This window comes from Butyrivibrio fibrisolvens (genome assembly GCF_037113525.1).
GTDB lineage: Bacteria > Bacillota > Clostridia > Lachnospirales > Lachnospiraceae > Butyrivibrio > Butyrivibrio fibrisolvens.
The window spans coordinates 4507730-4526000 of sequence record NZ_CP146963.1; the positions used below are offsets into that span (position 1 = coordinate 4507730).

Consider the following 18271-nt stretch of genomic DNA (forward strand, 5'->3'; position numbering starts at 1 on the left):
TATACCTTTTGTATAGATAGTTATTTTTTACTAATCAAATAAGTGTATCGTTACAGGATACACTTATATGATATTTTTACTATTTATTTAAGGGTCTCACATGCTGCGCGCTCTGCAGGAAGTACTGCAAGATAATCTTCCATGAACTTGTCAAATCCCTTTACATCTTCTGCGTTCGGCATGCAGGATTCAACCTTGCCTTCCTTGAACACTTTGTTTGCAAGGTAATCTTCAAGTCCTTCTCCATCCTCTTTTTCCAGCATGAAGGATGCAAGGATAGCCTGGCCCCATGGTCCGCCTTCACCGGCTGTTTCCATCATACGGATCTCTGTGTTAAGGGCTGCTGCCATAACTCTGTCGCCTGCGCCTCTAACCTTGAAGAATCCGCCCTGGCCATAGAAGTAGTCAGCCTGAACACCTTCTTCTTTCATAAGGATATCGTTACCAGCCTTTAAAGCGCCGAGTGCTGTGTAAAGGTGTGTACGCATGAAGTTTGCAAGATTCATCTTGGCATCAGGACGACGTACGAAGAGAGGTCTTCCTTCATTGAAGCCTGTGATGTTCTCACCTGATACATAGTTGTATGCCATAAGGCCGCCGCAATCTGCATCGCCGTTTTCAAGAGCGTTGAGATAGAGCTTGCCATAAAGGTCGTTGTCACTGATATCGTTACCTGTAAGGTGAGCGAACTCTCTAAAGAGTCCTACATATGCATTAAGATCTGATGTACAGTTGTTGCAGTGTACCATTGCAACCTGCTCGCCATCAGGAGTTGTTACAAGGTCAAGTTCGTCGTGAGCTTTCTTTAGATCTTTTTCCAAAACTACCATTGAGAATACTGATGTACCTGCGGAGATGTTACCTGTACGCTTTGCAACAGAGTTAGTTGCAACCATACCTGTACCTGCGTCTCCTTCAGGAGGACATACAGGGCAGCCGGCCTTAAGTGCGCCTGTTACGTCAAGCTTCTTAGCGCCTTCTTCTGTAAGTGTGCCTGCCTTCTCGCCAGCAACAAGGTTCTTAGGAAGGATGTCTCTGATCTTCCATGGAAGATTCTTGTCAGCAATAAGCTCATCGAACTGGTCGAGCATCTTCTGGTTGTAATCCTTGATAGAGGAGTCGATAGGGAACATACCTGATCCGTCGCCGATACCGATAACCTTCTCACCTGTCATCTGCCAGTGGATATAACCTGCAAGTGTTGTAACAAATGCGATGTCTTTAACATGCTCTTCGCCATTAAGGATTGCCTGATAAAGGTGAGCGATAGACCATCTCTGAGGGATGTGATATCCAAAAAGGTCTGTAAGCTTCTTGGAAGCTTCTTCTGTGATGGAATTTCTCCATGTACGGAATGGAACAAGGAGGTTACCATCCTTATCAAATGCCATATAACCGTGCATCATTGCTGAAAATCCAAGTGCACCGATCTCAGTAAGGTCTTCGCCGTATTTTTCTTTAACATCTTCAGCAAGTTTCTTGTAGCAGTCCTGAAGGCCTGTCCATATATCATCAAGTGAATATGTCCATATTCCGTTTTCAAGTCTGTTCTCCCATGTGTGACCACCCTGTGCGATAACATTGTGATCCACATCTGTCAGAACTGCCTTGATTCTTGTAGAACCAAACTCTATTCCGACAACTGTCTTTCCGCTTTTAATAATCTCCTTACTCATAGTCTCTCCTTATTTCTTTTGAAATACTATTTATATATTTTATATTCGTGATAATATATCCAGTCTCATGTATTAACATGGGTTTAATGCATCATCTTTAGCGTCTTCCAAAATACATCTCATTCCATCTAAGCTCATTCTTGAGGCTGCGAAGATCTGTATTATTATCGATGACAACGCTCTCAATTCCGAATGCATCTGCAAGATCTACCATCTGCTGTGCATTAAGATCATATGAGAATGATGTATGATGTGCTCCGCCTGCAAGGATCCATGCCGCTGCGCCAGTCTTAAGATCAGGCTCAGGTGTCCAGAATGCTGTAGCTACAGGAAGTTTTGGCATCTCTTTTTCTGTCTTCTTTACATCTACGCAGGAGATGATAAGACGGAATCTGTGTCCAAGGTCGATAAGTGAACATGCAACACCTTTTCCTTCTTTACCTGTAAATACAAGACGTGCAGGATCTTCTCTGTTACCCATGGAAAGAGGACAAACCTTAATTGAGATATCGCCGTCAGCAATTGAAGGACATACTTCGAGCATGTGTGCCTGAAGGATACCTTCTTTGCCCTTAACGAAATTGTAGGTGTAATCTTCCATGAAAGATGTACCCTTGGCATCCTTCTTGCCTGCTGTCATGAGTTTCATGAGACGTACAAGAGCTGCTGTCTTCCAGTCTCCTTCTGCACCGAATCCGTAACCATCTTCCATAAGTCTCTGAATTGAAAGGCCTGGAAGCTGCTTAAGTCCGCCAAGCATACCAAAGTGTGTTACTACCGCATGATAGTTATTTTCTTCAAGGAACTTTCTAAGACCTATTTCCTGGCGAGCCTGAACAGATACATGCTTTCTAAACTCATCAGCATCTCTACCTTCAAGAAGGATTTTATATTTTGAGTAATACTCATCTGTAAGAGCATTAGTATCAGAATCAGATACTGCATTTACGATCTCAACAAGATCATTGACGTTGTAGTGGTCAATCTCCCATCCAAACTTGATCTGGGCTTCAACCTTATCACCTTCTGTTACGGCAACATTATTCATGTTGTCACCAAAACGACATACACGAATGTGTGATGACTCGATGGCACCAACTGCTGTATACATCCATCCGGCAAGCTCTTCTACAACTTCAGGATCCTGCCAGTGGCCCACGATCACTTTTCTCTCAATTCCCATGCGGGATACGATATGACCATATTCTCTGTCGCCATGTGCTGACTGGTTCTCATTCATGAAGTCCATATCAATTGTGTCATATGGAATCTCTTCATTGAACTGTGTATGAAGATGACAAAGCGGCTTACGAAACTCCTGAAGTCCCAGGATCCACATCTTTGCTGGTGAGAAAGTATGCATCCATGTGATGACACCTGCACATTCAGGATCATTGTTGGCATCATTAAATGTCTGTCTGATCGAAGCCTGGCTGATAAGTGTTGGTTTAAGTACAACTTCAAACGGAAGCTTGCCGCTTGCGTTTAATCCCGCAACGATCTCTTTAGAATGATCTGCAACTTTTCTTAAGCATTCATCACCGTAAAGGTCCTGTGAACCTGTTGCAAACCAAAACTTGTAACTTTTTGTAAACTGCATTTTCTTTTCCTCCTATTTTATGTTCCTTACAGATCCTCTCTGTATTACATCTTCTATAAATTCATATGTTGCATCATAGTTTCTGTTATGAATAAGATGGATAATGTTCTCTGCTGCCTTCTCTCCAAGCCTTTCCTTAGGATGGGGCACGGAATCAAGTTCAAAGCCGTTCATCTTGGCCATATCCGAATCATCCATACTTACAACCGACATACGCTTTGGAACCATTATTCCTGCAGCATGAAGGACACCTATGGCATCAACCGCAACCTGGTCATTGTAGGCAAAAAGCGCTGTGCAGCCGTCAAATCTCCTGCGGATCCTGTCGTAATTATCTTTCATATGGGATATATCATCTGTATCAAGCCAGACAACCCACTCATCACTTACCGTAATGCCCGCTTCCATCATAGCCTTTAAATATCCGCTGTAGCGCTCATGTCCCTGCCTGTCATCAAGCTTTAATATGCAGGCAATGTTCCTGTGACCTGCATCTATCAGCTCTTTGACCGCGCGGTAAGCGCATTCCTTATCTGCAAGTGATACATGCGGGAATGGGAGCTGGGTATAATTACTGTTTAGGAAAAGAATCCTCGTGCCTTTTTTATCAAGTTCGGCAAGAAGGTCTATATTAGGATTGGGAAGAGCACTTCTTGAAGGTTCTATAAGAAGTCCTGCCACGTCTCCATTATCAAGGAGATCCTGAAGGATAGCCCTTTCCTTGGTAAAAGTATTACCTGTAAATGAAAGCTGCATGGTATAGCCATACTCTGTCAGCTTGTTCTCAATTCCCTGAATTGTCTTTGGAAAAATATAGCTGTCGACGTAGGTTGTAACTACAGCTATTCTCTTGGAAGAGTTCTCTACAAAATCGCCTTTTACATAGGTACCGCTTCCTCGTTCTGCAGTCAGCTTACCTTCTTCAATCAGATATGCAATAGCGTGACGAACTGTCTGTCTGCTGATGCCAAACTTCCTGCAAAGTTCATTCTCAGATGGTATCTTACTTCCCGGAGGATAATCCCCCTTGTCGATCTGCTCGGATATCCATCCGACTATCTCCTGGTATTTAGCCATATATCCCTTGTCAGCCCCTTTTCGAAGTTGTATTGTTGTAGATTTAAAGAATACATCTTTTGTATATCAATCCGTTTTTACAGCCTGAAATGTAAAAAGATACAAGCCCGCAAAGAACTCATTCCTTCTTGAATCTATAATTCATGAATGCACAAAGACTTGTATCTCTATAATAGATAGTGGCACCAGCTATGTCAACAACTTATGCCAGTTAAATATATACAATCATTTAAAGATGTATATGTACAACTTTTTTTGCTTTACATGCGTAAATTGACATTTAATTACATCATAATTATAATATAATTATGAATGACATTAGATTTGAATGGGATGAAAACAAAAATCGGATCAATATAAATAAACACGGATTAAGTTTTAATGAAGCAAAGACTGTATTTTATGATACCAATGCAATTCTTTTCGATGACCCAGATCATTCTGAAAACGAAGACAGATTTTTGATAATAGGATTCACTAAATCAGAAAAATTATGTATAGTCAGTCATTGCTACAGACAAGATGACGTAATCCGACTTATCTCTGCAAGAAAAGCAACTACATCAGAAGCTTCATTTTATGAAGAATATAACGGAGGTTAATAATATGCGCAAAGAATATGATATTAGCAATTTAAATCCGAGAAAAAATCCTTACGCTAAACAGCTAAAAAAACAAATAACTATGAACATCAGTATCACCACTATCAATTATTTTAAGGAGCAATCTGAAGAAACTGGTATCCCCTATCAGACTCTTATAAACCTCTATCTCACAGATTGTGCTGAGCACAAGAAAAAGCTTTCAATGACTTGGAATTGATTTCGGATTCTTATTTATTGTTTTATAACGTAAACCAGCCCCAAAAAGAATAATTCATTATGAGTAAAATACAATTTCCTAAACCCGGCAATTTCATATACCCCGTTCCGGCTGTTATGGTCAGCTGCCAGAGCGATAACGAAAAACCCAATATAATAACTATTGCGTGGACCGGTACTGTATGTTCAGATCCTCCAATGGCCTATATTTCTGTAAGAAAAGAAAGGCATTCCTATCAGATGATAAAGGACAGCGGATGCTTTGTAATAAATCTTCCTGACAAGGATCTGGCTCATGCTTGCGACTACTGCGGCTGCACCTCAGGACGAAAGGTTGATAAATTCAAAGAATGTCACTTAACTCCTGTAAAGAGTTCAGTAGTATCTGCTCCCATGATAGAGGAAGCACCTGTATCTATCGAGTGCAAAGTAACTCAGGTAATCCCCCTCGGAACGCACGATATGTTCCTTGCTGAAGTTGTGGCCGTTCATGTAGATGAGAAATATATGGATGAAAAGAACGCATTCCATATGGATGACATAGGAATGTTTGCATATGAACACGGAACCTACAGAGAACTTGGCGCCAAACTTGGAACTTTCGGATATTCAGTCAGGAAGAAGCCGACCGCTTCTAAGCCTTCTTCCAAGAAGCCCCAAAACTCTGCTTCACATGCTTCAAAAAGCAAGAAAAAGACCCGTTCTTCTCGTAACAAGAAAAAGACTTAAGCCAGTAATTAAGGCCGCAGGTAAATCCTGCGACCTTTTCCATTTCCCACAATATCTTCAATTCAAACTTCGCACATATAAACCGTAGCCAATACCCCTTTATATGCGCGAAGTTTCAACTCTTTAATACTTCTGTACCGGTGTCCAGTAGTTCGAATTCAGATAATCTGTAAGTCTGTAGCTGTAATATACATTCTCGTTGTCCATTGTAAGTGTCTCGATGTAAAGTCCGTCTGAACCAACCACAAGTGACTCTTCATTCAGGAAATAGCTATCCTGGAAAGTTCCATCATAAGAGTAATAGTCACAAAGGAAATCAATCTTATCACCTTCTACGATCTCGACAAGTCCTTTTCCTTCAGTTGAAAAACTGTTCTCGCCATCAGATCCCTTATATACAGCCTGTGCTCCAAGGATCACTCCCTCTTCATGTTCTGATGAGAACTCTACCATTATATTAACGTATTCTCCGTTAAGCTCTGCAGGGATATAGCCTAAAAGATAGTAATATCCTGTATCTGCATCATAATCATCCTGGCAGATATAGAAGGCAACAAACTGTCCGTTAACTGCCATCCATGTGCCATCATATGTAACGATCAGATCTCCGTCATCGTTGTAGCTTGCAACATTATCTATACCAAGATCAATGTAGCCTGCTCCGTCATCAACGAATACGTTAAGTCCCACTGATTTCATCTGAGACCACTGATCTTCGCTTAGTGATACAACATTTTCTCCACCTTTTTGTGTTAAAGCAAGGTCATCTGATGTGATACGTGCTCTTCCGCCAAGAAGGGATGCAAAGCTTTCAATAGAGTCGCTGCTTACAAGGCCGCTTCCACCAAGAAGAGATGCATAGTCAAGAAGTGAACCATAACCTGATCCGGATCCTGAATACGAGCTATTAGTAGATGAACCCGCTCCAGAGAGCGCCTGCATAAGTATTGATGTTATATCTACAGAAGATGATGACGACTGTGTCTGTCCGCTTCCTCCAAGAAGGACATCAAAAAGGCCTGTTCCCTGAGGAGCCTGTGATGTTACGATCTGGCCGGATGATTCAAGGGTAGCAAAAGACTTGATAGAGTCTGAATATGAACCATCCATATCAAGGTTTTCATATATCTTGACCATAGAGTTCACTGACTTAAGGGAACTGTATGGGAAATATATACTCATTCCATATGCGTTTGTAACATTATAGGTTTTATTGTACTTAACACATCCCTTAACAGCATCTGCAAGCTTTAAGGCATCTTCTGTTCCAAGGTTATTACAGAAGTTAACAAGGTCTACCTGATCTATATGAGATGAACTTGCAAACTCTCTTGTATCACTTCTGGCTTTAGCAACGTCCTGATAGTTCTCGCTCTTAAGCTGGGCATTAAGGCTTGTTCCAAAGCTTGCAAGAACGTCAGGTATTACGCCTTTAAATTCTGCAAGATCTATAACAGAAAGAGTTGTTTTTGATCTTGAAGAAGATGATGCACATGCAGATGTGAAGTCATCTATTATTTTTTTTGCCAGATCAACAGTTTCTATTGATGTGTTATTAGAAAGATCTGTAAGCCAGTTTGTGTAGTACCAGCCTGTTCCGGGCTCTGTTTCTTCTGATGCGATAAGGTAGTCCGCGCAAGGCTCGACCGCCATTGCTGTCTCCATACCGGCCATGAGGCAGGCATCAAATCCTACGAAATCATACTTGATTCCTGTCTTCTTGAGGGCATTTGAAATCTCATCTATGGTCATGGTCCTGTTAGGATACAGTTCGTCATATCCATAACCTGATACAGATCCGCCGCCATGATCCCAGAAGATGAGCATGTATCTGTCTGCAGGGTAATTCTTAGTAGCAAAATTTATAAAGTCTACAAGAGTATTAGGATCTGTCATCTGCTTAGATCCAACATTCTTATCAAGAGCTTTAAGACCGCCCTTTTCAACCTCCCAACGCTGGTTGGTAGATGCGCTTATAACAGAATTCTGCCACTTTTTGGCACCGCCTGTTTCTACAATAACATTGACCTTATCAGAAAGATCTGCATAGACCATTTCGTTAAGGTCTCTGGTTGCCATGCCGCTTCTACTCTCAAGGTCAGCTCCGCACATGTATACCATTACTGTAACTGTGTCTTCACCGCCGCCTTTTATTGTAGTGTACTTATCTCTTGCAGCATCTGAAACCGTTTTGTCTGCGGCAGACATGGATGTATCCTGATATGCATTTGAGGATGATGTCATCCAGCCTGTTCCTGTATTTGAAAGCGTTGTTCCTGAATAAGAGCTTCCGCCTATTCCTGTGCCGGAAGTAGAGGTACCTGTGCCTGTTTCATAGTCAGACAAAAAAGAACTTCCGCCGCAGTTTCTCATTACAAAGAAAAATACAACTGCAAGAATAATCAGCATAGGAAGAAGTTTTATGCCGCCGTAGGATGGGCCGCCTGTGCCGCCTCCATAATAGCCTCCGGTCCTATGTGATGATCCTGAAGAAGAAGCCGGTCTTGATGAACCCAAAGATCCTGATCCTCTCCCAGGTCCGTGTAATCCTCCAGTATTTCCTACCTGACCATGGCCTGTACCACTACCTCTTTTGCTAACGTGGCCTGTACCTGATGATGGAGCTTTTGTTCTTGAATGAGGACGATTATCTGCCATAATATATCTCCCTTATAACATCTGAAAAAATATGTGAACACATGAACTTTAGACCCTATTATCATAGCACAAATTGGACTAACCGTTTATCCTCGCCATAATTTACGTTTTTATGTTTGGTTTTATAGATTTCATGGTATAATTACCAAATAGTCGTTCTTGGGGGAGAAGCAAATGGATCTACAAACACAGACATCTAATATTTTAGGGAGTATATCAGATACTGCTAAAAGTATCTGTAGCGATAAAGTTCTTTTTCCAAAAGAAAAAGGAGATAAAAAGAAAGCTGAATGTATTCTTATAGGTCTAATGACCTGTCTTGTAGCTGCTATGGGGGATAACCCCAAGCTTGCTTACAATATTCTTCCGGAATATCTTAATAAACTTGGAGAAGACGTACCTAAAAAGGACTACAAAAAGTGTTCCAGGGATTCCATGTCCTTTTACAACAAGTTCCGTGATATAGGTGCAAGTGTCCAGTTCTCATCTTCTGACTGGGAAGATGTTATGGCAGCAAGCTTTGCCGATCTTATCATGAAAGGTCTTGAGGCAAAAGAATCTGACGATGCCCAAAAAACTCTCGTCCTGCTTGTACAAAAACTTGTCGAGGAGTCTAAAACCTATTCTGAAACAGAGGTTACTGTCGTAAAGTTTGTATCACATAAAAAGGCGCTTATTGCACTTGCTATCGCATCTGTCTTATTATTTGCAGCCCTTACCTGCGCTAGTGTTTTTGCATATACGCTTATATCAAGAAACAGGGAGCTTTCCGCTTCCATAGAAAGCCTGCAGACTCAGAACAGTGAACTTATTTCAACTGTTTCTTCTCAGGAAGAAGTCATCGCTTCTCTTAACGGTCAGATCGATGATCTCGATCTTGTAAACTATGAGCTTGGAACAGAGATCACTGAGTTTTCTAACTATATCGAGGATCATGAATCAGATATTCAGGTCAGCGAGCATCTTGAAAGCTTTGACGCTGAAGCCAAAGAAGGTAGCGGAAGCTTTTATGCTGACAGCTACGTTGTGACAACAAGCGGAGAAGAGGTTTCCATTAACGTTACCATGAGTTTTTATGGGACCTGTAATCTTCAGGGAGATAACAAGAGGATCACTGCTGCCTGGGATGACCATTTCACAGATGATGGAACTATTAAAGTCACCTTCACCCCTGTTAAAAAAGGTGCCACAACCTTCCACTTCTTTAATGACCAAAACGGAGATACTTTTGACGTTCTTGTAATCTATGTTTAAGGAATAATGTTTTTAGAAAGGATTCTAAATTTATGAAAAGCAATGGAAATAAAAAAATACTTACAACTATTCTCACAGCAGTACTCGCTGTTGTAATAGCACTTTCCGGATATTTGCTCATCGCATTCATTGGTTCTTCTGTCCAAAATGGTTCTCCATCTTTAAATAAAGATCTTGATGATAAGACTGAGGATACAGACAGCGACATAGACAATGCTAATAAAGATGATGATCTTTCTTCTGATGAAGAAGGTTCCGATAAGAGTGCTTCTGATGTTGAAAGCCGCCGCACCAAGAACTATGATGGTCCCAGAATCTGCCAGGCTGACCAGTATATTTATAATTCAGACGGGAAGATCATAAAGGATTTTCATGACGGCGAAAGATACTACCTGGAAATGACTGTAAACGCTGATGCTTCTGAGGCTGTTCTTGTCTATGACAATGTATGTTATTACATAGATGCTGACCTTAATATGACTGAGATAGAGACAGATGTTAATGATGCCGGCATCTGCTTTGATGGAGGTTATTGCTACTATGTAACAGGAGAAGTCGGGACTACAGAGCAGGAATTATTTATTTACGATATATGGAATCAGACTAAGGAGTCAATTTATACCGGAAACATTATAACTGTATGTATTTCGCCAAACGGACAGGTAGTTGCTTTTTCAACCTGTTACGGGAAACCAGGGCTATACACAGATGGAATAGACATTAAAGCACGTTCATACAATATTGATAATGATCCAAGCCTTATTGCAATTTCTAATGACGCAAGCATGATATATTATAATGAATTTGGTGGAAAAGACGACGAGTTTAAATGTATAGACCACGGGCAAGAAGTAACACTAAGTACAAAACGTATGCTGGAAAGCTATTTTGACAAAGAATGTAAACAGATAATGTACATGGATAAGGAAGGAGTCAAGTACTATAAAACCGAAAGCGGAGAGCCAGTGATCATAACTGAAGATACAGAGGAACTTCACTTTGATGTAGCGAGAGGCATTAGTATGCCTATATCCTTTTTTTCAGAACATTACATTCTTGATACAGACTGCTTTTCAGATGCACTTATGATGCATTCATTTGATGATTGCTATGCTTTTACAGGCCTTGTTCCAGAGATTATCTGCCTAACATCAGGTAATGAAAAAGCACGGAATTTCAGTACTGCTATTACTGATGAGGGGCCTGCCTGCATTGGAACTTCTGAGGGCAATTTAGTAAAGTTCTCTTATGACGGAAAAGATATTACGGAAACCAGATTGTATAGTACTGGTTCAATTGGTCCTGACTATGTTACAAACAAAAATTTAGACACGGTATGGTTCATTATGAACAATGATATTTACTGTCTTTCCGAAGGAAAGAGTACTGTCATGGTTGCTGCTCAGGGAGACAGGCTTAACAGCCAGCTTTTGTGGGATCCTTTTTCTGAAAGATGCTTCTTCATAAAAGATGACATGTATCTATGCAGTGTAGGAACAGAATCAGGTGATGTCGAAACAATATGTGACTACTGCCATTTGCTTCATTCTGAAGGTGTTAAAAGTCAACTAATAGGTTTTACCAGTCCAGACAGTAAATATTATATTTTGATCGGAGATGAAATAGTAGAAAAATAAAGAAAAACGTAGTTTCACAATAATTCTTATATAATAACGCACTTTAAAACAGGGGCATTTCTTCAAATGAAACGCCCCTGTTTTCTTATTTGTTTAGTATAGGTCTTGCGACTTTTTCATTAAAGAACTCAATAAGTAGCCCCATGAAGAAGGCTGTAATAATAGTTCCAATTCCAGCAAATGTAGGTATATCCGTAAAATCCTTTAGACATATTCGCAACTATTACTTTATATGTCAATAGATCCTTGTCTTAATCTTAACTTCTCTTCTGTCATAGGTGAGAAGTCCATTTACTTCATCTTCAACGTCACTTACCTGAGTATAGACAAAGCCGCACAGGCCCTTAGTTTCAAGAGGAAGAAGCTCGAGGTGAATAAACTCTCCATACTCTTCATTCAGTTTTTTCCTGCTCTTGTATGTTGCGTATCCATAGGTTTTCCTGCTTGCGCTGTGATCAGGATCATAATATGTTAGTCCCCCGCATTCAGAAATAAAGCAGGCTCTTTCATACTTATCATAAGGCACTTTAGGCTTTCTGAAGTAGTTATGTATGCTGTTGAAATCTCCCGAACCCTGATCAAACCAGCCACTGGCCGCATCTATAGGCCTTGTGCTGTCAACAAACTTAAGCACACCCGGAAGAGTTGCCGCATCAAACTGTCCCCAGCCTTCGTTGAAGATGGTCCATATCGCTATAGAAACACTGTTCTTGAGATACATTACAGTATTACGCATCTCAGTTACAAAAGCCTTTCTACCTGCCTCATCCGATCTTGCGAGGAATTTATAACTCTTAGCAGAATCATCAAATGTCTGCATAAGATTTGGGAAAATATTCGGAAGATAGGTTACAAGCGGCTTGTCATAGGTAGTTCCTCCGCTGACCATATCCTGAATAACCAGCATTCCAAGTCTGTCACAGTGGTAATAGTATCTTGCTTCCTCTATCTTGATGTGCTTACGAAGGGTATTATAGCCAAGCTTTTTCATGGTCTTGATGTCATAGATAAGAGCAGCATCCGAAGGTGCCGTCATAAGACCATCAGGCCAGTATCCCTGGTCTAATACCCCTTTGATAAAATAGGGTTTATGATTAAGGCAAAACCTCAGAATACCCTTTTCATCTTTTTCCATGGTATAGGTTCTCATACCAAAATAGGAGGTTACCCTGTCGGATTCTCCATTTGCACCATTGGCAACAACTTCAAAATGGTACAAATGCGGATCCTCAGGTGACCAGATTTTAACATCCTCAATCTGAACTTTGATCTCAGAAGAATATGCATATCTTACATCAATAGGGATCGTATCTGACGAAAGTATCTCGTGATCTGTCTGGGATTCAAGGGGATCGCAGGGCTTAAACGTGTCCCTTTCTATTATCTTCCCAAACAGTTTATTATCAGGAGCTTTATCTTCATTAGTATCTGGCAACCTTCGAATTATTACATCGCAGGGTTTTGACACCGTAAGCTTTATAAGGGCAGTTTTAAGGTCACTTTGAGGTTCAACTACCACCTTATAGATCATAGTTTCAGGAACCCACTCCATCCATACGCTCTGCCATATTCCGCTCTGCGCAGAATAAAACATACCGCCTCTTCGAAGTGTCTGCTTACCTCTTGAAAGCCAGGAAGTATCAGTTACATCTTTTACACAGACCTTTATGTCAAAAAACTCTTTTGCCTCATTATCCGAAGAATCATTTTCAGACTCATTTTTCAGAAAAGAAGTTACATCTATTGTAAAGGGCAGATATCCCCCTTCGTGATGTGCCGCAGCGTGACTATTAATATATACGTCACAGATCTGGTCCACAGCGCCAAAGTGAAGCAAAAGGCGGGCATTTTTAGAGGGCCTGTTATCAACTTCAACCTTTCTGTAATACCACAGATATTCATCAGGTTTAAGCACATGGGGAAGAAAAGTTTCCTTGTTTTGTGAAGTTTCATCCACTATAGAAAGAGCGCTTTCAGGAGAAAAAGGCACTCTTATCCTGCCACTTATATCCTTCTTACGGGGAAGCGCAGCAGATTTTGTAACACAAAAACCCCAGATTCCGTTTAGAGATACGTAACTATCTCTTTCGAACTGGGGTCTTGGATATTCTGATTTTGGACATACTGATTCAAGCACTTTTTCAGTCCAGGGAGTGTCGAGCCTTCTAAGCGCTACAGGTTCCTTACTTCTTACCATACTGCGAGTGATATCTGTGAGATCCATATATCTCCTTCATGCAGGGCATTTTGAAATATATTATCAGGCGTTTACAGCCTTTTCTTTTTGGGAAATTAGTTCCTTGTAGAACATGGCTCTGCTGGCATTGTAATAAGCTTCAACCCATAACAGAGGAACAAAAAATGTAATGATTCCAATAAGGATCATAGGGATAAAACTAAGAACCAGCCAGATATACTTAAGATAGTTATTGCGCATGATCTTCACGCTCTTTTTTACGAGCTGTCTTACTGAATTATCCGGAAAGTCCTGTAATAGAAAAAAGGTCTGTGACATAGCAACTGAAAAGATAATATATGGAACAAGGAGAATAAGTGTTCCATACAGGAGCATGATTGGAGTTATCAGACCAAACGTGTTCAAAAACATAGGTATCTGCAAAATGATGATAGCAATTGTATAGATCAGCTGGATAAGGATTGCTTTGTCAGGATTTTGCTTAAATCCAAAAAAGAGGTCTCCAAATGTCACCGGCTGATCAAAAGCCAGATTCATAAGCATATAACTTCTTCCTGAAATAAATACGCCAAAAAGGAGATCAATTATGATCTCCGTTGCAAGCGATATATAAATGTTTGTTATCCGCTGTATGAAAAGCATACTCGCAAAATAAAAAATATCAACCACGATACTGGCAGCTATTATCGTTCCATAGTTACCAAGAAGTCTTTCTCTGGCCGTGGCTTTGACCATAGAAGTTGAAATGCCTGCTGCTTTAGCCATTAAATTATATTGTCCTTTTATAATTATTTATACAGAATAATCTGCATTCATTCCTGTAAGAAGCCCTGCATCAGCGGCTTTGCGCTGTTTCTGATAGGGATTGTCTTCGTTAGTATATTTGATCTGAGAAGTAGTAGTTCCGCCGGATACATATGTCCTTCCACATTCAGGGCATACAGCTGTATGAATGCTTACTGATGCCTGAAGGACCTTGCCGCCGTTCTGGGCTGCCTTGGCATAAGCATTCGACACATGTTCCTGCTCATGTGCTCTTACTCTTGATCCTGCTTCAGCGGGACTTATGTGCTGAGCAGTCTTAAATGATACCATTTCATCGGATCCGTCCTGGTACTTACGATTCTGACACGTCTCACACTCTGCAGGAGAAGATTTCCTGCCTGCCGACTTAACATTTGATTCTCCGGGATTAACTACTGACTTGCTCTCACCCGCCGAAGAAACTGAAGATGTGCCGTATCCGCTATAACCATATCCGTATCCTATAGCGTTTATTCTTATCATATGCAATCCCTCTTAATACCATCCGGACTACATTGTCTATCTATATTCTACTGAGGTATAACACCTGTACTGTTCATGATCGCATCATACAGATTGTTGTAATTATCAATTGTATTGCTCTGTCTGAACGCTTCCACTGCTGCTACAACAGAAGGATCGGTAAAGATCCTATAAGCTATAACTGCAACTGTTATATATGTGATAGATACACCAATTATTCCTATAACAAGTCCTATAACAGCCTTGCGTGTAAGCTTCTTACTGTTACCTCTTGAAAGAAGTGCCAGTACTATGGCTACGCCTCCCAGTATTATCGCAATAAAACCGGTACTATAAAATATTATGGACGTGATGCCGAGCCATACTGACATGCTTGCCATACTTCTGCGTGGACTGCTCTCCATCGCTACGCCTCTCTTTTTTATATATTTATTCAAATTAATACTATCATAAAAGCAGAATATTATCAATAAACCCCTTGAATTTTCTGATAATTTATACAAGGGTTTAACAAAAGGCTTCATATGTGATATGCATCCTCCTACTGTATTATTCAGTGAAGAGCTACATATCACTATCATGAAGCCTTTCAAATTTCACATATTTAGCTTATTCTTTATCAGACTTATCCTCGATAGCTTCCTTTTTCTTAGAGCTATCAACCTTAACTCTCTCGCTTCTGATCTCGATCTGAGGTCCGCCTGTGCCTTCGATGTAATCTCTAGTAAGAGTTACTCTTCCGATGTTGTCATCCTTAGGAATCTCATACATGATATCAAGCATGAATTCCTCGATGATAGAACGAAGAGCACGAGCTCCAGTATCTTTTTCCAGAGCCTTTTCTGCAATAGCTTCAAGCGCTCCGTCATCAAATCTAAGGTCTACTTCATCAAGCTCAAGGAGCTTCTGATACTGCTTAAGAATAGCATTCTTAGGCTCTTTGAGGATCGTGATAAGGGCTTCCTTAGTCAGTCCTGAAAGTGTACATACTATAGGAAGCCTTCCAAGAAACTCAGGGATCATACCAAACTTCTTGATATCCTCTGTTGTAACATATGAAAGAAGATCTTCTTCATCATACTTGTCTTTGAGCTCAGAGTTAAATCCGATTGATGAAGACTTGTTAAGTCTGTTCTTGATGATATCTGTAAGATCCGGGAAAGCACCACCACAGATAAAGAGGATATTCTTGGTATTAACTGTTGTAAGAGGCACCATAGCATTCTTGGAATTAGCACCTACAGGAACTTCAACTTCTGATCCTTCAAGGAGCTTGAGCATTCCCTGCTGTACAGATTCTCCGCTTACGTCTCTTGCTGTTGTAGACTTCTTCTTGGCGATCTTATCTATCTCATCGATAAATACGATACCGCGCTCTGCCTTTTTAACATCATTGCCTGCTGCCGCAAGGAGCTTAGAGATAACGCTCTCGATATCATCACCGATATAACCTGCTTCTGTAAGTGATGTAGCATCTGCTATTGCAAGCGGTACATCAAGAAGGCGGGCAAGTGTCTTAACAAGATATGTCTTACCACTACCTGTTGGTCCTATCATAAGGATATTGGACTTATCAATCTCAATGTCGTCCATAGTGCCTGTAGCAACTCTCTTGTAGTGGTTATAAACCGCAACTGAGATAACCTTCTTGGCCTGATCCTGTCCGATTACATATTCATCAAGCTGTGCCTTGATCTTGTGAGGAGCAGGGATCTTCTTAATGTCTATTGTTTCCTCTTCCTCTTTTTTCTTGGACTTCTTGATCTTCTGTGAATTAGGGATTCCTCCCTGAAGGTTAGAGTTAAGGTCCCCAAGATTCATGAAAGTAATGCCGCTATTCTTGTTAAGCTGGTTCATGAGTTCCGGGTTATTGAGAAGATTATTGTAATCATACTGACTTACAGTATCCATGGTGCGGTGCATACAATCTTCGCACACACATATATGATTGGGAAGCTTGTACATGCGGCCTGCCTTGGATTCAGGGCGTCTGCATATAAAGCATATATCTTCGAAATCACTGTCCTTATTATCAGAATCTTTTGAATCTGCGGAGTTTACTGTGGATTGTCCCTTATCATCTACTTCACGGAAATCCATTGCATCTGTCTTTTCCTTGTTGTCGTCGTTGTTAAAATTACTGCTCATAAAAACCTTTCTTTCTAAAACAAAACTGCAAAGCTGGCTTGTCGCCTGATCTTCAATAAGATTTACATTTTAAGTATTATTGAATTTTAATTCAACAATATATGTAAAAACGATTTCAGCATTCTAAGTATATGCGCATAAACCCATATTGGCAAGAAAAAATATATTAAATTAATATGATTTATTATCTGCTCCTGAACATTGTAGGCGTATAGCCAACTGTAGCCTTAAACTGGCGATTAAAATGTTCTATATTCTCATATCCGCAGTATCTGGCTATATCCTGTATGGAATTATCTGTAGAACGCAGCAGATATCTGGCATAGCTTATCCTGCTCTTGATGATATCCTTGGTCACAGGTACATGAAAAAGTTCCTTATAAACATGCTCAAAATATGAAAGGCTCATATTCTGGGACTTGGCAAGTTCTTCTACATCTGTAATAGACGCCGCATTATTGCCGCTGAATATGCTGTTTCTAAGTTCGCCAAAAGATCTTCTGTAACGGTTAAACTTACTGGGAGTCTTACTCTCAGCATGCATTACATCTGCAAATTTATAGATAAGGACCCTCATTTTCATATCAATAAGATCCTTCCTGTGACCACCAGCCTGGTGAAACTCCGAATCAGCAAGCTGCCACAGATCATTTAGTTCTACCGTATTATATAAGACCACAGGCATGCCACTTGGAATTTCAAGGTCATCTATAAGCTTGTCTATTTCATCCCCGCTTCCATCTGTATCGAAATGCACCCAGCTGTCTATATATGTCATCTTCTCATGGTTGTGAAAGTGCTGCCTTTGGCCCTTTTTGAACAATATAAAGCAAGGCTCAGGATAATAGACCATCTCATCTCCCACCAGAATATCCGAAGGAGTCTCTATATGCAGGAAAAGATAATTTTGAAGGCCATCAGGTCTGTTTATCTCCCAGCCGCTTTGATGAACATATCTATAACCAATTCCTTCAACTGCTATCATGACGGTTCCCTTTCAAAAAGCACAGTTTATCAAACGTTTCATATCTATCAAACTCACGAATCGCTTTGCTATATGCCTGTTTTTAAAAATGGTTGCTTTACAATATCTTTATTATACTATCTCAAAAAAGCAAAATAAATCAATCTTAAACAATATATATCATTGTAAAAATAAAGCAACAGTCTATCATTAAAAATACGGA

The 18271-nt window shown here is 40.4% G+C and carries 15 protein-coding genes; 5 read left to right on the top strand and 10 right to left on the bottom strand.

Annotated features, from left to right (window positions below):
* Window positions 1-83: 83 nt before the first annotated feature.
* From WAA20_RS19215 to WAA20_RS19225, 3 genes are all read right to left on the bottom strand, one after another.
* The gene (locus tag WAA20_RS19215) at window positions 84-1676 is read right to left on the bottom strand and encodes an FGGY-family carbohydrate kinase (protein ID WP_073385810.1); all 1593 of its coding nucleotides are present in this window, start codon (window positions 1674-1676) and stop codon (window positions 84-86) included.
* Window positions 1677-1773: 97 nt separating this feature from the next.
* The gene (araA, locus tag WAA20_RS19220) at window positions 1774-3276 is read right to left on the bottom strand and encodes an L-arabinose isomerase (RefSeq protein ID WP_073385811.1); all 1503 of its coding nucleotides are present in this window, start codon (window positions 3274-3276) and stop codon (window positions 1774-1776) included.
* A gap of 12 nt (window positions 3277-3288) precedes the next feature.
* A complete protein-coding gene (locus tag WAA20_RS19225; RefSeq protein WP_073385813.1) occupies window positions 3289-4353 on the bottom strand; it encodes a GntR family transcriptional regulator in 1065 nt (354 codons plus the stop codon).
* 308 nt (window positions 4354-4661) lie between these two features.
* On the opposite strand from WAA20_RS19225, the gene WAA20_RS19230 reads away from it, so the two are divergent.
* From WAA20_RS19230 to WAA20_RS19240, 3 genes are read left to right on the top strand one after another with little or no spacing between them, the layout of a single operon-like run.
* Window positions 4662-4955 carry a BrnT family toxin gene (locus WAA20_RS19230; protein ID WP_073385815.1) on the top strand — a complete coding sequence of 98 codons (294 nt, stop codon included), beginning with the start codon at window positions 4662-4664 and terminating at the stop codon, window positions 4953-4955.
* A gap of 4 nt (window positions 4956-4959) precedes the next feature.
* Window positions 4960-5175 carry an antitoxin gene (locus WAA20_RS19235; RefSeq protein ID WP_073385816.1) on the top strand — a complete coding sequence of 72 codons (216 nt, stop codon included), beginning with the start codon at window positions 4960-4962 and terminating at the stop codon, window positions 5173-5175.
* A gap of 59 nt (window positions 5176-5234) precedes the next feature.
* Window positions 5235-5903 (top strand): flavin reductase family protein, encoded by a 669-nt coding sequence (locus tag WAA20_RS19240; RefSeq protein WP_073385818.1) that lies wholly within the window; start codon window positions 5235-5237, stop codon window positions 5901-5903.
* Window positions 5904-6026: 123 nt separating this feature from the next.
* On the opposite strand, the gene WAA20_RS19245 is transcribed toward WAA20_RS19240, so the two are convergent.
* Window positions 6027-8561: a clostripain-related cysteine peptidase gene (locus WAA20_RS19245; RefSeq protein WP_073385819.1), complete on the bottom strand. Its 2535-nt coding sequence runs from the start codon at window positions 8559-8561 to the stop codon at window positions 6027-6029.
* A 174-nt stretch (window positions 8562-8735) separates the two neighbouring features.
* Between WAA20_RS19245 and WAA20_RS19250 the strand changes: the two genes are divergently transcribed.
* Window positions 8736-9815, top strand: coding sequence for a hypothetical protein (locus tag WAA20_RS19250; protein WP_073385821.1), 1080 nt, complete (start codon window positions 8736-8738; stop codon window positions 9813-9815).
* Window positions 9816-9847: 32 nt separating this feature from the next.
* The gene (locus WAA20_RS19255) at window positions 9848-11452 is read left to right on the top strand and encodes a hypothetical protein (RefSeq protein WP_073385822.1); all 1605 of its coding nucleotides are present in this window, start codon (window positions 9848-9850) and stop codon (window positions 11450-11452) included.
* Window positions 11453-11687: 235 nt separating this feature from the next.
* Here the strand turns inward: WAA20_RS19255 and WAA20_RS19260 are convergent, their stop codons facing one another.
* From WAA20_RS19260 to WAA20_RS19285, 6 genes are all read right to left on the bottom strand, one after another.
* Window positions 11688-13649: a glycoside hydrolase family 2 TIM barrel-domain containing protein gene (locus WAA20_RS19260; RefSeq protein ID WP_338801866.1), complete on the bottom strand. Its 1962-nt coding sequence runs from the start codon at window positions 13647-13649 to the stop codon at window positions 11688-11690.
* Between the two features lie 63 nt (window positions 13650-13712).
* Window positions 13713-14414, bottom strand: a complete 702-nt coding sequence (locus WAA20_RS19265) for a DUF975 family protein (protein ID WP_073385825.1) — start codon at window positions 14412-14414, stop codon at window positions 13713-13715.
* A gap of 27 nt (window positions 14415-14441) precedes the next feature.
* Window positions 14442-14936 carry a hypothetical protein gene (locus WAA20_RS19270; RefSeq protein WP_073385827.1) on the bottom strand — a complete coding sequence of 165 codons (495 nt, stop codon included), beginning with the start codon at window positions 14934-14936 and terminating at the stop codon, window positions 14442-14444.
* 47 nt (window positions 14937-14983) lie between these two features.
* Window positions 14984-15340 (bottom strand): hypothetical protein, encoded by a 357-nt coding sequence (locus tag WAA20_RS19275; protein WP_073385828.1) that lies wholly within the window; start codon window positions 15338-15340, stop codon window positions 14984-14986.
* A gap of 205 nt (window positions 15341-15545) precedes the next feature.
* The gene (gene clpX / locus WAA20_RS19280; protein ID WP_139263624.1) at window positions 15546-17036 is read right to left on the bottom strand and encodes an ATP-dependent Clp protease ATP-binding subunit ClpX; all 1491 of its coding nucleotides are present in this window, start codon (window positions 17034-17036) and stop codon (window positions 15546-15548) included.
* Window positions 17037-17268: 232 nt separating this feature from the next.
* The gene (locus WAA20_RS19285) at window positions 17269-18069 is read right to left on the bottom strand and encodes an AraC family transcriptional regulator (RefSeq protein WP_073385831.1); all 801 of its coding nucleotides are present in this window, start codon (window positions 18067-18069) and stop codon (window positions 17269-17271) included.
* Between the last annotated feature and the right edge of the window lie 202 nt (window positions 18070-18271).

Coding starts and splice junctions, on each gene's coding strand:
- WAA20_RS19265 (WP_073385825.1), bottom strand. CDS start 14,414: ATGGCTAAAGCAGCAGGCATTTCAACTTCTATGGTCAAAGCCACGGCC.
- araA (WP_073385811.1), bottom strand. CDS start 3,276: ATGCAGTTTACAAAAAGTTACAAGTTTTGGTTTGCAACAGGTTCACAG.
- WAA20_RS19270 (WP_073385827.1), bottom strand. CDS start 14,936: ATGATAAGAATAAACGCTATAGGATACGGATATGGTTATAGCGGATAC.
- WAA20_RS19225 (WP_073385813.1), bottom strand. CDS start 4,353: ATGGCTAAATACCAGGAGATAGTCGGATGGATATCCGAGCAGATCGAC.
- WAA20_RS19275 (WP_073385828.1), bottom strand. CDS start 15,340: ATGGAGAGCAGTCCACGCAGAAGTATGGCAAGCATGTCAGTATGGCTC.
- WAA20_RS19255 (WP_073385822.1), top strand. CDS start 9,848: ATGAAAAGCAATGGAAATAAAAAAATACTTACAACTATTCTCACAGCA.
- WAA20_RS19235 (WP_073385816.1), top strand. CDS start 4,960: ATGCGCAAAGAATATGATATTAGCAATTTAAATCCGAGAAAAAATCCT.
- WAA20_RS19285 (WP_073385831.1), bottom strand. CDS start 18,069: ATGATAGCAGTTGAAGGAATTGGTTATAGATATGTTCATCAAAGCGGC.
- WAA20_RS19260 (WP_338801866.1), bottom strand. CDS start 13,649: ATGGTAAGAAGTAAGGAACCTGTAGCGCTTAGAAGGCTCGACACTCCC.
- clpX (WP_139263624.1), bottom strand. CDS start 17,036: ATGGATTTCCGTGAAGTAGATGATAAGGGACAATCCACAGTAAACTCC.
- WAA20_RS19250 (WP_073385821.1), top strand. CDS start 8,736: ATGGATCTACAAACACAGACATCTAATATTTTAGGGAGTATATCAGAT.
- WAA20_RS19240 (WP_073385818.1), top strand. CDS start 5,235: ATGAGTAAAATACAATTTCCTAAACCCGGCAATTTCATATACCCCGTT.
- WAA20_RS19245 (WP_073385819.1), bottom strand. CDS start 8,561: ATGGCAGATAATCGTCCTCATTCAAGAACAAAAGCTCCATCATCAGGT.
- WAA20_RS19215 (WP_073385810.1), bottom strand. CDS start 1,676: ATGAGTAAGGAGATTATTAAAAGCGGAAAGACAGTTGTCGGAATAGAG.
- WAA20_RS19230 (WP_073385815.1), top strand. CDS start 4,662: ATGAATGACATTAGATTTGAATGGGATGAAAACAAAAATCGGATCAAT.